This is a genomic window from Pseudomonas sp. GW821-FHT01E05, assembly GCF_059422425.1.
Window position 1 is genome coordinate 677,396 of sequence record NZ_JBWKWW010000001.1, and the last position, 13,862, is coordinate 691,257.

The window sequence follows — 13,862 nt, forward strand, 5'->3', positions numbered from 1 at the left end:
CTATGACCTCACGCGCCAGTTGAGGTCGGGTTTGATGCGGAAACCTTTTGACGGAGCAGGTCGCGCATCTGGTTTGCTTCTTCTGGACTTAGCCCAGATTGGTTCGCTTTTTTGATAAGTTGTTCCAGGTTTCGTTCGCGTTGACGTGCAGATAGCCTAGTAATGGTGTCGAAAAACTGTTGTTCAAGGTTATCGCCCTCAATCAGCCATTCCTTTTCTGCCAGCGCTTTGAGCAGGCGCCCCTGTTCGGTGCCATGCCAACGCGCAATCAGTTGAAATGAGTTTAGCTTAGGATTCTTTTGTACGGCTTCGAGCAGTGCTACCAACAGTTGTGTATTAGTGTGGTCCTCGGCAGCAAAGTGCCCGGCGTCTTCAACTTTTTCGGCCAGTTGCGGGTGATGAAGCAGCGTGCGCAGTGCTGCCAGCGTTGGCGGCTCCACGGCTGCCGGGGTACGTGGGCCGCGAGGCTGGTCGCGATCGTCCTGACGCTTGCCCTTTTTGTCCCAGGGTTTGTTTTCCCATTTCTTGCCGCCAGTCCCTGATTTTTTCGGCGTCCACTCCTGTTGAGGTGTATATGCCTCTTGAGGTTGGTGGTAATCGGCGTAATCAGGCATGGCGTCATAGTCAATGCCAGGGTCGTAGGCGGGCGGAGCTTCCTGTGGTGCGCTGTGCACCAATTGGCTGACCGCCTCGCTGTTGAGTCCGGTGATTTCAGTGAGTCGCTGACGCATTAACGTGCGCAGGTTGGCGCCGGGAACCTTGTCGATCAGCGGCGCTGCGAGGGTGGCCATATGGGCCTTGCCTTCCAGGGAGCGCGGATCGGATTCTTCGGTCAACTGCTGAAAAAAATAATCGGCCAAAGGCTGTGCGTGCTGGTTGATGCGCGCCCGGAAGGCGTCAGTGCCTTCGGAGCGGACCAGAGTGTCCGGGTCTTCACCTTCAGGCAGGAACAGAAAGCGCGCACGCCGTCCGTCCTGCAGGCTCGGCAAGGCAGCTTCAAGCGCGCGCCAGGCGGCATTGCGTCCCGCCTGATCGCCGTCAAAACAGAACAATACGCTGGGGACAACGCGAAACAGTCGTTTCAGGTGTTCTTCGCTGGTGGCGGTGCCTAGCGTGGCGACGGCATTGCGCAAGCCTTGTTGGGCGAGAGCGATGACATCCATGTAGCCTTCGACGACGATGATTTCATCGAGGTTGCGATTGTTCTTGCGCGCCTCGAACAGGCCGTAGAGTTCCTGGCCTTTATGGAATACCGGAGTTTCCGGTGAGTTCAGGTACTTGGGTTTGTCGTCGCCCAGTACTCGACCGCCGAAAGCGATGATCCGTCCGCGACTGTCGCGGATCGGAAACATGACGCGATCACGGAAGCGGTCGTAGCGCTTGCCGGTTTCAGCATTCTCGATCAGCAGGCCGGCATCGATCATGGCTTTCTGTTGCAGTGTGTCGCTGCTCAGATGCTTGAACAGATTGTCCCAGCCGGGCGGGGCGAATCCGAGGCCAAAGTCCCGGGCAATTTCACCAGTCAGGCCGCGGCCCTTGAGGTAATCGACGGCGGCTTTGCGCGCGGGATGGCTTTTCAGCGCCTGGCGGTAGAAATCGGCAGCAGCGCTGAGCAACGGGTAGAGCGGTGAGTCGGTCGGTTGCCGGGGTTTGTGTGGTCGGCCACTTTCTTCTCGGGGTATTTCCATGCCAGCGGCTTTGGCCAGCTCTTCGACGGCCTGGGGGAAGTCCAGGTTATCGTGGTCCATGATGAAGCCGAGGGCGTTGCCACCAGCGCCGCAGCCGAAGCAGTAGTAGAACTGCTTGTCGGGGCTGACGCTGAAGGAGGGGGTTTTTTCTTTGTGGAACGGGCAGCAGGCGGTGTAATTCTTGCCGGCCTTTTTCATTTGCAAGCGCGAGCTGACCACGTCGACGATGTCGGTGCGGTTCAGAAGGTCGTCAATAAAGCTCTGGGGAATTAGCCCGGCCATGGCGTGCTCGTCATCACTGCGCGGAAATTAAACCCAAGCGAAGGGCGGTCGATGTCTGGTCGTTGTTTCGAGGCGCAACAGTATGCGGCTCGACCGGATGTCGTCTGCGTGATCGCTGTCGGGAAGTGTATCTGCCGAAAATCCACTGACGTTAGTTCCAATCAGTATTCGACTACTTGAATGTGTTGCTCTGAGTCCGGCAGCGGCCAATGGCAGGCCTCGGATAGCTCATAAGCGGGCACAGGAGAGCGTGCCTTGGGCTGATCGTCTGTCGAGGAATCAGATAAGGTGTGCTCGTCGGTAGCCTTGTAAGGCTCGTCAGAAAAGACGTGCACCGCTGGCAAAAAGCCAGGCCTGACGTGATGAAGCAGATTTGTCTCGGTCGCATCGGCGGCTTTGACGGTGAAGCATCAAGCGATATCCGCAAATGCCAATAGCCCGGCTGAGGGCCGGGCTTGGCAGAAGCTTGCTACGAACGTCTGCGTATTAGTACAGACGAACGGCGCGGCGCTGCTCGCGCTGAACTTTCTTGGCGTGACGCTTAACAGCGGCTGCTGCCTTACGTTTACGCTCAGAAGTCGGCTTCTCGTAAAATTCGCGGCTACGAACTTCAGCCAGAACACCGGCTTTTTCGCAGGAGCGCTTGAAACGACGCAGAGCTACGTCGAAGGGTTCGTTCTCTTTAACTTTGACGGCTGGCATCCAGAGCTACCTTCATTCATTACCGGGGTCAACATCCTCGCGGCAAAAGTGCACTTGAAGACGTCGGTTTTTAAGGGTTGCGGATGTTAACCCCTCATCGCTAGGAATGCAAAGCCTCTGATCGAAAACCGCTGGTAGGGGCCGGAAGTGACGACTATTATGCGCGCCTTCGAATTTAGCCTCTACAAGGCGCAAACCCATGCTAGTACTGGGATTAGAAACCTCCTGCGATGAAACCGGCGTCGCACTTTACGACAGTGAACGCGGCCTGCTGGCCGATGCGCTGTTCAGTCAAATCGACCTGCACCGTGCCTATGGTGGCGTGGTGCCAGAGCTGGCTTCACGCGATCACGTCAAGCGCATGCTGCCCTTGATTCGTCAGGTTTTGGCAGAGGCCGATTGCGTGCCGACCGAGATCGATGCCATCGCCTACACCGCGGGGCCCGGGCTTGTCGGGGCGTTGCTGGTCGGCGCCTCATGCGCTCAGGCGCTAGCGTTTGCCTGGGGTATTCCAGCCCTTGGCGTGCATCACATGGAAGGTCATTTGCTGGCGCCGATGCTGGAGGAGCAGCCTCCGGAGTTTCCGTTCGTCGCTTTGTTGGTTTCTGGAGGGCATACCCAGCTGGTTCGGGTCGACGGGATCGGCCAATACGCACTATTGGGCGAGACGCTCGATGATGCCGCCGGTGAGGCTTTCGACAAAACGGCGAAGATGATGGGGCTCAATTATCCGGGTGGACCGGAGATCGCTCGATTGGCGGCGCAAGGCGTTGCCGGACGTTTCGTGTTCCCGCGCCCGATGTGCGATCGCCCGGGTCTGGATTTCAGTTTCAGCGGCTTGAAAACCTTTGCCTTGAACACCTGGCAACAGTTTGTCAGCGCTGGGGACGACGGTGAGCAAACCCGTTGCGACATCTCGCTGGCCTTCCAGCAGGCAGTGGTGGAGACTTTGACCATCAAGTGCAAGCGAGCCTTGAAGCAGACCGGTCTCAAGCGCCTGGTCATCGCGGGTGGCGTAAGTGCCAACACGGCGTTGCGGGTTTCACTGGAAAAAATGCTCGGCGACATGAAGGGCGATGTTTACTACGCACGCCCGGAGTTCTGCACGGATAACGGCGCGATGATCGCATTTGCCGGTTGTCAGCGTTTACAGGCCGGACAGCGGGAAAGTCTGGCAATCAGCGTGCAGGCCCGCTGGCCGATGGAGCAATTGTCGCCTTTGTAAGCTTGTGTCCTGTTGGGAGCGGCCGATGATCCTGGGTCGCTTCACCATCGGGATTTAAAAATGCCGTTCGCGCCCGGCAAGCAGGTCGCGTAGATTGCCCCGATGACGCCAGACGATCAGCACTGTGAGCACGCTCATGGGCAGCAAGGCGGCAGGCTCACGCCAGGCGAGCAGCGGCAGGCTCAGCGGTGTCGCGATCAAGGCGGCCAGCGAGCTGGTGCGGGTGAGGTAGAAGGTCAGCAGCCAGGCAGTGATGGCCAGGAGTGCAGCAGGCGGGTACAGCCCCAGCAGCATCCCGGCGGCAGTGGCGACGCCTTTACCGCCGCGAAAGCGGAAGTACAGCGGGAGCAAGTGGCCGATGACGGCGCATAATCCGACCCAGGCCTGTTGCTGTAGCGGCAAGCCGGCCAGATTGGCGATCAGTACCGGCAGCAGGCCCTTGCAGAGGTCACCGAGCAGGGTCAGGACGGCCAGCTTTTTACCGGCCAGGCGCAGCATGTTGGTTGCGCCGGCATTACCCGAGCCACTCATTCGCGGATCGGGGTTACCGGTCAGGCGGCTGAGCAAAATGGCAAAGGACAGAGAGCCAAGCAGGTAGGCGAGGATTGCCAGTAACCAAAACATGCTAACTATTCCGGGCGAGGACGCCCTGATTCTAACGGCGCATTGCGCCCTTGTCGTGCTGCGGAGAAGAGTGCTTGGACAGAGTATTTATCGAGGGCCTGGAAGTCGACACGGTGATCGGTGCCTACGACTGGGAGCGGGGTATCCGACAGTGCCTGCGTCTTGATCTGAGCTTCGCCTGGGATAACCGCCCGGCAGCCGCAGGCGATGACCTGACTCTGGCGCTGGATTATGCGAGTGTGTCCTCGCGCATTCAGGCGTTTGCCGAAGAGGCGCAGTTCCAGCTGGTGGAAACCTTTGCCGAGCGTCTTGCGCAAGTGCTGATGAGTGAGTTTCAAATCCCTTGGCTGCACCTCAAGCTGACCAAGCCAGGCGCAGTTGCCGCCGCCGCGGGTGTGGGTGTGGAGATCGAGCGCGGATGTCGCTAATTCAGGTGTTTCTAGGTCTCGGTAGCAATATCGCGCGCGAACCTCATTTGCAGGCGGGGCTGGATGCTCTAGCCGGTTTTCTGGTGGATGTGCGCTGTTCGGCGGTGTTTGAAAGCCAGCCGGTGGGCATCAAGAGCGGTCCGTTCTTCAATCTGGTGGTATCGGCCTACACCGATCTGCCACTCGTGGAGCTGGATCGTCGACTGAAATTCATCGAGGCGGACAACGGTCGTTATGCACCGGATCGCAAGGGCTTGCCGCTGGACATCGATGTGCTGCTTTATGGCGATCTGGTGGGCAATTTCGACGGTTTGATCCTGCCTCGCGCAGAAATCCTGAAAAACGCGTTTGTACTGTGGCCGTTGTCGTTGATCGCGCCCGACAGACTGCATCCGGGTGTCGGCAAGAGCTTTGCTTCACTGTGGAGCGAAGCGCGAATAGATCAGGTTTTGGCGCCAGTGGCATTTGAGTGGCGTGGTGAGCAGCTAACGCCTTCGAATCTGTTGTGACGGGGTGTGCAAGGCAGGGTCGACAAGATCACAGCCCTCAGCAGCTCCTACGCTGATCCGTGTAGGGGCTACCGAAGGTTAGGGTCGCGTTCGGATGATCTTTTGATTTTGCTTATTGCTGCTCTTTGTAATTCTTCAGCGCCTTAAGGCGTTCTTGTTTCAAAGCTTCGCCCAGTTCCGGCCCTTTGAAACCTTGCTCCAATAACGGCTGAACCGCCACGTTCCGCGCTGCGTTCGCTGCGCCTCTCAAATATTGCGCCTGTGGGTAACTTCTCTGCTCGAAGCCGTTGCGACCCCGTGCATCCATTTCGCAGGCTGCGATGAACTCTTCAAAGCGCTGCGGTCGACGATAGACATCAAAGCTCTGCAGCAGCTCCAGTAATGTCGAGGGCTTGAGTTCAAGGGCGCGATGCCCGTGAGTGTGGTACTCGCCGACCAGCAAGGCCAGCTCCTGGCAATCCCTTGGCGCTTTGAAGCGTTCGTTCACCGCCTTGATCAGGCGCAATCCCTTGTGTTCATGGGCGATGTGTTTCGGCCACTGACTTTCTGGTGTCAGCCCTTTTCCAAGGTCGTGTAGCAGGCACGCCCAGCGTACTGTCAGTGGTTGAGCATACAGAGCAGCTTGTTTGAGGACGCTCAGGGTGTGCGCGCCGCTGTCGATTTCCGGGTGATGAGCTTCTGGTTGCGGCACGCCGAACAGGGCATCAACTTCGGGAAGCAATACTTTAAGTGCGTCGCAATCGCGCAGCACTTGAATGAACACCTGAGGCTGGTTTTCCATCAGGGCGCGGGAAATTTCTTTCCAGCTGCGCTCCGCCGTCAGTGCTTCAAGCTCGCCTGATTCGCTGAGCTGGCGCATCAGTTCGAGGGTTTCGGGGGCGACGCTGAAACCAAGCTCGGCATAGCGTGCGGCAAAGCGGGCTACCCGCAGGACCCGGAGTGGATCTTCGGCGAATGCGGGTGAAACATGACGAAGTACGCGGGCATCAAGATCTTGCTGACCATGATAGGGGTCGGTCAAGGCGCCTTGGTCATCTTCGGCCATGGCGTTGATTGTCAGGTCGCGGCGGATCAGGTCTTCTTCAAGCGTGACTTCCGGGCTTGCGTGAAAAGTGAAGCCGCAATAGCCGTGACCACTTTTGCGTTCGGTCCGGGCGAGCGCGTATTCCTCACCGCTCTGCGGATGCAGAAATACCGGGAAGTCGGCGCCTACCGGGCGATATCCCTTCGCGAGCATTTCTTCCGTGGTGGCGCCCACCACAACCCAGTCGATGTCGGTGACAGGCCTGCCCAACAAGCGATCACGCACTGCGCCGCCGACTTTATAAATCTGCATAAAAAAACCTCCGTTAGCTCGACAGGATAACCCTTGCGTCGAACTTACGGAGGTTTTGGGGGAATCAAAGGTGGATGACTGCCAGGTCCAGTCGGCCGTAATCGCCCTCGCTATGCTCGCCTTTCGGCGGTACGTGATGGGTTTTCATCACCTGGTCGCCTTGCAGGGTTTCCAGGTGGATATCGAAGCCCCAGAGCCGGTGCAGATGCTTGAGCACTTCGTCGGTGGAATCTCCCAGCGGTTTACGGTCGTGCTGCTGGTGACGCAAGGTAAGCGAGCGGTCTCCCCTCCGGTCGATACTGTAGATCTGTATGTTGGGTTCGCGATTGCCCAGGTTGTATTGCGCCGCCAGGGTTTCGCGGATGATCCGATAGCCGTCTTCGTCGTGTATCGCCGGAACCAGCAGGTCTTCCTTCTGATCGTCATCCAGGATGCTGAACAGCTTCAGATCGCGGATCACCTTGGGTGACAAGTACTGCAGGATGAAGCTCTCGTCCTTGAAGCTGCTCATGGCGAATTTGATGCTGGAGAGCCAGTCGGTACCGGCGATTTCCGGGAACCAGCGGTAGTCTTCTTCGGTGGGCTCTTCGCACATCCGCCGGATATCGCGGTACATGGAAAAACCCAGGGTGTAGGGGTTGATCCCGTTGTAATAGGGGCTGTCGAATCCAGGTTGAAAGACCACGCTGGTATGGGAGGACAGGAACTCCATCATGAACCCGTCGGTGACCAGCCCCTCGTCATACAGGTCGTTCATCAAGGTGTAATGCCAGAACGTAGCCCAGCCTTCGTTCATCACCTGGGTTTGGCGTTGTGGGTAGAAGTACTGCGCTATCTTGCGCACGATGCGCACGATTTCCCGCTGCCATGGCTCCAGTAATGGCGCGTGTTTTTCGATGAAATAGAGGATGTTTTCCTGAGGTTCGGCGGGGAAGCGCGCATTATCCTTGTCGCTGAATTTGTCCGCCCCTTTGGGAATTGTGCGCCAGAGGTCGTTGATCTGCTTTTGCAGGTGTTCTTCCCGGTCTTTCTGCCGGCGCCGTTCTTCCTCCGCCGAGATCGGATACGGGCGTTTGTAGCGGTCGACGCCGTAGTTCATCAGAGCGTGGCAGGAGTCCAGCAGGTCTTCTACCGCATCGATCCCGTGGCGTTCTTCGCATTGCATGATGTACTGCTTGGCGAACACCAGATAATCGATGATTGAGCTGGCATCGGTCCAGGTGCGGAACAGGTAATTGCCTTTGAAAAAACTGTTGTGTCCGTAGCAGGCATGGGCAACCACCAGTGCTTGCATGCAGATGGTGTTTTCTTCCATCAGGTAGGCGATGCACGGGTCTGAGTTGATCACGATTTCGTAGGCCAGCCCCATCTGGCCGCGAGTGTAGGACTTTTCAGTGCTGAGAAAGTGTTTGCCATAGGACCAATGGTGATAGCCCAGTGGCATGCCGACAGAGGCGTAGGCATCCATCATTTGCTCGGCGGTAATCACTTCGATCTGATTGGGATAGGTATCGAGCGCGTAGCGATTCGCGATACGACTGATTTCGCGGTCGTAGGCCTGAATCAGCTCAAACGTCCATTCTGAGCCGGTGGATATAGGGATACGTTTCTGCTCTCTGGCGGTCATGTCACTAACCTGCGCTGGAAGAGTTCACGAAAGACCGGATAGATATCTCCGGCCGAGACCAATTGTTGCTGGGCGAAAGTGTCGACAAAGGCTTCGGCGATCCGTTCGTATTCGAACCATAGAGCCTGATGTTCGCGCGGGGTAATCTCAACATAAGTGTAGTACTGCACGAATGGCATGATCTGGTTGATCAGGATGTCGCGGCAAATCGGCGAATCATCGTTCCAGTTGTCGCCGTCGGAAGCCTGGGCCGCGTAGATGTTCCATTCATTACTTGGATAGCGTTCGGCCATGATTTCCTGCATCAGCTTCAAGGCGCTGGAAACGATGGTGCCGCCCGTTTCGCGGGAATAGAAAAACTCTTCCTCGTCGACTTCCCGGGCGCTGGTGTGGTGGCGGATGAACACCACGTCGATCTTTTCGTAATTTCGCTTGAGGAACAGGTACAGCAGGATAAAGAAGCGTTTGGCGATGTCCTTGGTCGCTTGTGTCATGGAGCCGGAGACGTCCATCAGACAAAACATGACGGCTTTTGAGCTGGGGTTGGGCTGTTTGATCAACAGGTTGTACTTGAGGTCGAAGGTGTCGAGAAATGGCACACGATTGATGCGGGCGCTAAGACGCTCGATTTCCGCTTCCATTTCCTGAATATCGCCGAAATTATCTGGCTCTTCGCGTCTTAGGCGCTCCAGCTCGTCCTTTACCTCACGCAGTTTTGCCCGACTGCTGCCGGACAGCGCAATACGTCTCGCGTGGGCCGAGCGCAGCGTGCGGATGATATTGATCCGCGAAGGGTTGCCTTCATTGCTGATGCCGGCGCGGACGGTTTTAAACGTGTCGGTTCCGGCCAGGTTGCGTTTGACCAGGTTGGGCAGTTCCAGGTCCTCGAACATGAATTCGAGAAACTCTTCCTGGGTGATCTGGAAGACAAATTCGTCCATGCCTTCGCCGGAATTACCGGCCTTGCCAGGACCTTTTCCGCCACCTCCACCAGGTGGGCGAGGGATATGCTGACCGCTGCTGAACTCTTTGTTTCCGGGGTGAACCACCGTTTGCTTGCCGCCGCGCCCATGGTGAAGCACCGGCTCGTCGATATCGCGGCCGGGAATACTGATCTGTTCGCCATGCTCCATGTCGGTGATGGAGCGACGGCTGACGGCTTCTTCAACTGCCTTTTTGATGTGATCACGGTAACGCCGCAGAAACCGTTGGCGGTTAACCGTGCTCTTGTTCTTGCCATTGAGACGTCGGTCGATCACATAGCTCATGACTGCTCCTTAGAAGCTGTCTTGAAAAGCCGAGAGCGGGTCGGGCTGTGTCGAGTGGGGTGGCGCCACGCGCATTTCTGCGTCGTGCGGGCCACCCGTTCTCTGTCTGAGCCTCGCTACCGACTTTCAAACACCTCCCTGAAGCCTGTGTAACAGAAATCGTTGACACAGGCCTCTGGCTAACGACAACCGGTGCGACCGGCAGCGGGTTACTGTGATTTTCTGACCCGCAGGTACCACTCGGAGAGCAGTCGTACCTGTTTGTCGGTGTAGCCGCGCTCGACCATCCGTGTGACGAAGTCGTTGTGTTTTTGCTGGTCCTCTTTGCTGGCCTTGGCGTTGAAACTGATAACCGGCAGCAGATCCTCGGTGTTCGAAAACATTTTCTTCTCGATCACCACCCGTAGCTTCTCGTAGCTGAGCCAGGTTGGATTCTTGCCGTTGTTGTTGGCCCGGGCGCGCAACACGAAGTTGACGATTTCGTTACGGAAATCCTTGGGATTGCTGATGCCGGCCGGTTTCTCGATTTTCTCCAGTTCTTCGTTCAGGGCTACGCGGTTGAGAATTTCTCCGGTTTCCGGATCGCGGTACTCCTGATCCTGAATCCAGAAGTCAGCGTAGAGCACGTACCGGTCGAAGATGTTCTGGCCATACTCGCTGTAGGACTCGAGGTAGGCGGTCTGAATCTCCTTGCCGATGAACTCGATATAACGTGGTGCCAGATACTCCTTGAGGAAGCGCAGGTAGCGCTCGCGGGTTTCCGCCTGGAATTGCTCCTGTTCAATCTGTTGTTCAAGCACATAGAGCAGGTGTACGGGGTTGGCGGCGATCTCGTGGGGGTCGAAGTTAAAGACCTTGGACAGGATCTTGAACGCAAATCGGGTCGAGAGCCCATTCATACCCTCATCGACCCCTGCGTTATCGCGGTACTCCTGAATCGACTTGGCTTTCGGGTCCGTGTCTTTGAGGTTTTCGCCGTCATACACGCGCATTTTCGAGTAGATATTGGAGTTCTCCGGCTCCTTGAGTCGCGAAAGAACGGTGAATTGCGCAAGCATTTTCAGGGTGTCGGGCGCGCAATGGGCCTTGGCCAGAGAGCTGTTGAACAGCAACTTGTCGTAGATCTTCACTTCATCGCTGACGCGCAAGCAATATGGCACTTTGACGATGTAGATCCGGTCGATGAACGCTTCGTTGTTCTTGTTGTTGCGGAAGGTGTGCCATTCCGATTCGTTGGAGTGCGCCAGCAAGATGCCGGTAAACGGAATGGCGCCCAAGCCTTCGGTACTGTTGTAGTTGCCTTCCTGAGTTGCCGTCAGCAATGGGTGCAGCACCTTGATCGGTGCCTTGAACATTTCGACAAACTCCATCAGGCCCTGGTTGGACCGGCACAGAGCTCCAGAGTAGCTGTAGGCGTCTGCGTCGTTCTGCGGGAACTCTTCCAGTTTGCGGATATCGACCTTGCCCACCAAGGCAGAAATGTCCTGGTTGTTTTCATCCCCAGGCTCGGTCTTGGCAACGGCGATCTGATTGAGGATCGATGGGTAGAGCTTGACCACCCTGAACTGACTGATGTCACCGCCAAATTCGGCCAGGCGCTTGGTTGCCCAAGGCGACATGATGGTACTGAGGTAGCGCCGTGGGATACCGAAGTCTTCTTCGAGGATCTGGCCATCTTCTGTGGAGTTGAACAGCCCAAGAGGTGACTCGAAAACAGGCGAGCCCTTGATTGCGTAGAAGGGCACTTTCTCTATCAGCTGTTTCAGCTTCTCGGCCAGGGACGATTTACCGCCACCGACGGGGCCAAGCAGATAGAGGATCTGCTTCTTCTCTTCCAGGCCCTGAGCGGCGTGGCGGAAGTAGGAGACGATCTGATCGATGCACTCTTCCATGCCATGAAAGTCTTCAAAGGCCGGATAGCGGCGGATCACCTTGTTGGAAAAGATTCGAGACAGCCGCGAGTTGGCAGAAGTATCCAGCAATTCCGGCTCGCCGATTGCCAGTAGCAGGCGTTCGGCTGAAGAGGCATAGGCGCTGCGATCCTTTTTGCAGAGCTCTAGATACTCTTGCAGCGTAAGTTCTTCCTGGCGTGTGGACTCGAAACGTTGTTGGAAGTGGCTAAAAATGCTCATGACGTCACCTCGCTCGATACGTGGAGCCGACGCCGGATCAGTCAGTCGAGTGCTGGTGCAACTGAAATCCAGTTGCCTTGTACCCCCCCAGAACACTTTCAAAGCTATTGACCTTGAAAGCTAATACCGATGACCCGAACGCCGGTGTACCGGCTCTCCCCTAATTTGGATGGCCTGTGCCTAAGGATAGTTCGGAATCAGAGAGGTCAAGGCGCAATGCGCAATTAGTTCTGGTCGACCGTTCGTCAGCAAGGGCGCAAGCCCACGGGGGGCGCGGGCTAGAGCTTTAGAAAAAAATTATTCAGAAACGCCTTGCGCGATTTCCGAGGGGTAAATTGTGCGCCATAGCTCAAAGCCGCCGTCCAGGCTGTAGACGTCGGAGAAGCCTTGGCTGATCAAATACGCGGCCGCGCTTTGACTGGAGTTGCCGTGGTAGCAGACTACGACCAGTGGTGCATCCAGGTCCGCAGCGCGGATAAAGTCGGAGATGGAGTGGTTGTCCAAATGCAGTGAGCCGCTAATGTGGTTCAGGGCATAGGTCTGCGGGTCGCGGATGTCGACCACCACTGCACCTTGCTCACGCAGGGCATGGGCTTGTTCGGGGGGGATGCGTTTGAATTCGCTCATGGCGGGCTCCTGTGGCCTGGCTAAAAGCGCGGTTCAGCGCTTTTCGGTGGTCAGTAATTGTTCGGGGGTGGAGTCGGTGGCAGGCGGTTTGACGTGGCCTTGAGCATCGCACTTGCACTCCAGGCGTTCACCGGTGTCGATATTCAGCAGCGTCATGGCGCCGCCCCAGACACAGCCGGTGTCGAGGGCGAAGAGGCCTGGCTCATTGCATTGGCCTGCGAGGGCGGCCCAATGACCGAAGACGATCTTCAGGCCTTTGGTCTTGCGTTCCTTGTGCTGGAACCAGGGTGCATAACCTGGCGGGGCTGTATCTATGCCTTCCTTGCCTTTGAGATCGAGTTTGCCTTCGCTGGTGCAGAAGCGCATGCGAGTGAAATAGTTGGTGATCACCCGTAGGCGAGCAGTGCCTTTGAGGTCGCTGTCCCATTTCACCGGTTCGTTGCCGTACATGCCATCCAGATAAGGGGCGAAGAGGTTGTCGTCATGTAACGCTTCTTCGACTTCGGCTGCGCACTTCAGGGCTTTCTTCAGCGTCCATTGTGGCGGTATGCCGGCGTGGACCAGTACTATTTCGCGCTGTTCGTCGTAGTGCATCAGCTTTTGCTGGCGCAACCACTCAAGCAGCTCTTTGCGATCCGGCGCTTCGAGAATCTCGCGCAAGGTATCGGCTTTCTTCAGGCGCTCGATGTCCTGCCAGACGGCCAGCAAGTGCAGGTCATGATTGCCGAGAACGCAAACCAGCGATTCGCGGATGCTGTAGAGAAAACGCAGGGTTTCCAGCGACTGCGGGCCGCGGTTGACCAGGTCACCCACCAGCCAGAGGCGATCTTTGGCGGGATCGAAGGCGACCCGCTTGAGCAGGCATTGCAGTGGTTCGAGGCAGCCTTGCAGGTCGCCGACGGCGTACGTCGCCATCAGTGCAGGGCTCCGGGCACCGCCAGGCGGAAAGGCGCGATGATGGCGTCGAAGTGTTTACCGTCTTCGGCGAGCATCTGATAAGTCCCCTGCATGTTGCCCACGCGGGTAGTCATCACGGTGCCGCTGCTGTAGGTGTGGCTCTGGCCGACGTCGATCAGCGGTTGCTGGCCAACCACACCTGCACCGCGAACCTCTTCGACATGCCCGTCGCCATCGGTAATGACCCAGTGCCGAGAGAGCAACTTGGCCGGTAGCAGGCCATTGTTCTTTACGGTAATGGTGTAGGCGAAGGCAAAGCGGTCTTGCTCGGGCTGTGACTGTTCTGCCAGATAGCGAGTGACGACGCTGACGTCGACCTGATAACGAGGATCGGACATGCAAAAGGCCTTAAAAGCAAAGCGGGACGCGGGGCGTAACTGATTGAGGTCAGTCTAGGCCAAGTATCGGGTAGTAAACCAGACATGAGGGCCGGTGTCCTACCCGATAACGCTTCTGG

At 57.1% G+C, this 13,862-nt stretch carries 13 protein-coding genes; 3 read left to right on the forward strand and 10 right to left on the reverse strand.

What is annotated here, in order from left to right; translation table 11 throughout:
• Positions 1-8: 8 nt before the first annotated feature.
• Positions 9-1,970 carry a DNA primase gene (gene dnaG, locus AC07W5_RS03285; RefSeq protein WP_495022775.1) on the reverse strand — a complete coding sequence of 654 codons (1,962 nt, stop codon included), beginning with the start codon at positions 1,968-1,970 and terminating at the stop codon, positions 9-11.
• A 486-nt stretch (positions 1,971-2,456) separates the two neighbouring features.
• The gene (gene rpsU, locus AC07W5_RS03290; RefSeq protein ID WP_002551877.1) at positions 2,457-2,672 is read right to left on the reverse strand and encodes a 30S ribosomal protein S21; all 216 of its coding nucleotides are present in this window, start codon (positions 2,670-2,672) and stop codon (positions 2,457-2,459) included.
• 199 nt (positions 2,673-2,871) lie between these two features.
• Here rpsU and tsaD point away from each other — a divergent pair, with 199 nt between their 5' ends.
• Positions 2,872-3,897 (forward strand): tRNA (adenosine(37)-N6)-threonylcarbamoyltransferase complex transferase subunit TsaD, encoded by a 1,026-nt coding sequence (gene tsaD / locus AC07W5_RS03295; RefSeq protein ID WP_494990569.1) that lies wholly within the window; start codon positions 2,872-2,874, stop codon positions 3,895-3,897.
• A 54-nt stretch (positions 3,898-3,951) separates the two neighbouring features.
• Here tsaD and plsY read toward each other — a convergent pair whose 3' ends face one another.
• Positions 3,952-4,521 (reverse strand): glycerol-3-phosphate 1-O-acyltransferase PlsY, encoded by a 570-nt coding sequence (plsY, locus tag AC07W5_RS03300; RefSeq protein WP_494990568.1) that lies wholly within the window; start codon positions 4,519-4,521, stop codon positions 3,952-3,954.
• A gap of 74 nt (positions 4,522-4,595) precedes the next feature.
• On the opposite strand from plsY, the gene folB reads away from it, so the two are divergent.
• Together folB and folK are read left to right on the forward strand one after the other, a co-directional pair.
• Positions 4,596-4,949 (forward strand): dihydroneopterin aldolase, encoded by a 354-nt coding sequence (gene folB, locus AC07W5_RS03305; protein ID WP_494990567.1) that lies wholly within the window; start codon positions 4,596-4,598, stop codon positions 4,947-4,949.
• Positions 4,940-5,458, forward strand: a complete 519-nt coding sequence (gene folK / locus AC07W5_RS03310) for a 2-amino-4-hydroxy-6-hydroxymethyldihydropteridine diphosphokinase (protein ID WP_494990566.1) — start codon at positions 4,940-4,942, stop codon at positions 5,456-5,458. The genes folB and folK overlap by 10 nt, the downstream gene beginning before the upstream one ends.
• A gap of 112 nt (positions 5,459-5,570) precedes the next feature.
• Here the strand turns inward: folK and AC07W5_RS03315 are convergent, their stop codons facing one another.
• The 7 genes from AC07W5_RS03315 to apaG all read right to left on the reverse strand — a co-directional run bounded on the left by AC07W5_RS03315 (position 5,571) and on the right by apaG (position 13,743).
• Positions 5,571-6,794, reverse strand: a complete 1,224-nt coding sequence (locus AC07W5_RS03315; protein ID WP_494990565.1) for a multifunctional CCA addition/repair protein — start codon at positions 6,792-6,794, stop codon at positions 5,571-5,573.
• A gap of 64 nt (positions 6,795-6,858) precedes the next feature.
• Positions 6,859-8,421: a SpoVR family protein gene (locus tag AC07W5_RS03320; RefSeq protein WP_495022776.1), complete on the reverse strand. Its 1,563-nt coding sequence runs from the start codon at positions 8,419-8,421 to the stop codon at positions 6,859-6,861.
• Positions 8,418-9,689, reverse strand: coding sequence for a YeaH/YhbH family protein (locus AC07W5_RS03325; protein ID WP_494990563.1), 1,272 nt, complete (start codon positions 9,687-9,689; stop codon positions 8,418-8,420). The genes AC07W5_RS03320 and AC07W5_RS03325 overlap by 4 nt, the downstream gene beginning before the upstream one ends.
• A 209-nt stretch (positions 9,690-9,898) precedes the next feature.
• Positions 9,899-11,821, reverse strand: coding sequence for a PrkA family serine protein kinase (locus tag AC07W5_RS03330; RefSeq protein WP_494990562.1), 1,923 nt, complete (start codon positions 11,819-11,821; stop codon positions 9,899-9,901).
• A 297-nt stretch (positions 11,822-12,118) separates the two neighbouring features.
• Positions 12,119-12,448, reverse strand: coding sequence for a thiosulfate sulfurtransferase GlpE (gene glpE, locus AC07W5_RS03335; RefSeq protein WP_494990561.1), 330 nt, complete (start codon positions 12,446-12,448; stop codon positions 12,119-12,121).
• Positions 12,449-12,481: 33 nt separating this feature from the next.
• On the reverse strand, positions 12,482-13,363 hold the full coding sequence (locus tag AC07W5_RS03340) for a symmetrical bis(5'-nucleosyl)-tetraphosphatase (protein WP_494990560.1): 882 nt from the start codon (positions 13,361-13,363) through the stop codon (positions 12,482-12,484).
• Positions 13,363-13,743 (reverse strand): Co2+/Mg2+ efflux facilitator ApaG/CorD, encoded by a 381-nt coding sequence (apaG, locus tag AC07W5_RS03345; protein ID WP_494990559.1) that lies wholly within the window; start codon positions 13,741-13,743, stop codon positions 13,363-13,365. Before apaG ends, AC07W5_RS03340 begins: the two co-directional genes overlap by 1 nt.
• Positions 13,744-13,862 lie beyond the last annotated feature (119 nt).

Excerpts from the sequence above, each read along its gene's own strand:
- dnaG (WP_495022775.1), bottom strand. The coding sequence starts at position 1,970 with ATGGCCGGGCTAATTCCCCAGAGCTTTATTGACGACCTTCTGAACCGC.
- rpsU (WP_002551877.1), bottom strand. The coding sequence starts at position 2,672 with ATGCCAGCCGTCAAAGTTAAAGAGAACGAACCCTTCGACGTAGCTCTG.
- tsaD (WP_494990569.1), top strand. The coding sequence starts at position 2,872 with ATGCTAGTACTGGGATTAGAAACCTCCTGCGATGAAACCGGCGTCGCA.
- plsY (WP_494990568.1), bottom strand. The coding sequence starts at position 4,521 with ATGTTTTGGTTACTGGCAATCCTCGCCTACCTGCTTGGCTCTCTGTCC.
- folK (WP_494990566.1), top strand. The coding sequence starts at position 4,940 with ATGTCGCTAATTCAGGTGTTTCTAGGTCTCGGTAGCAATATCGCGCGC.
- AC07W5_RS03315 (WP_494990565.1), bottom strand. The coding sequence starts at position 6,794 with ATGCAGATTTATAAAGTCGGCGGCGCAGTGCGTGATCGCTTGTTGGGC.
- AC07W5_RS03320 (WP_495022776.1), bottom strand. The coding sequence starts at position 8,421 with ATGACCGCCAGAGAGCAGAAACGTATCCCTATATCCACCGGCTCAGAA.
- AC07W5_RS03325 (WP_494990563.1), bottom strand. The coding sequence starts at position 9,689 with ATGAGCTATGTGATCGACCGACGTCTCAATGGCAAGAACAAGAGCACG.
- AC07W5_RS03330 (WP_494990562.1), bottom strand. The coding sequence starts at position 11,821 with ATGAGCATTTTTAGCCACTTCCAACAACGTTTCGAGTCCACACGCCAG.
- glpE (WP_494990561.1), bottom strand. The coding sequence starts at position 12,448 with ATGAGCGAATTCAAACGCATCCCCCCCGAACAAGCCCATGCCCTGCGT.
- AC07W5_RS03340 (WP_494990560.1), bottom strand. The coding sequence starts at position 13,363 with ATGGCGACGTACGCCGTCGGCGACCTGCAAGGCTGCCTCGAACCACTG.
- apaG (WP_494990559.1), bottom strand. The coding sequence starts at position 13,743 with ATGTCCGATCCTCGTTATCAGGTCGACGTCAGCGTCGTCACTCGCTAT.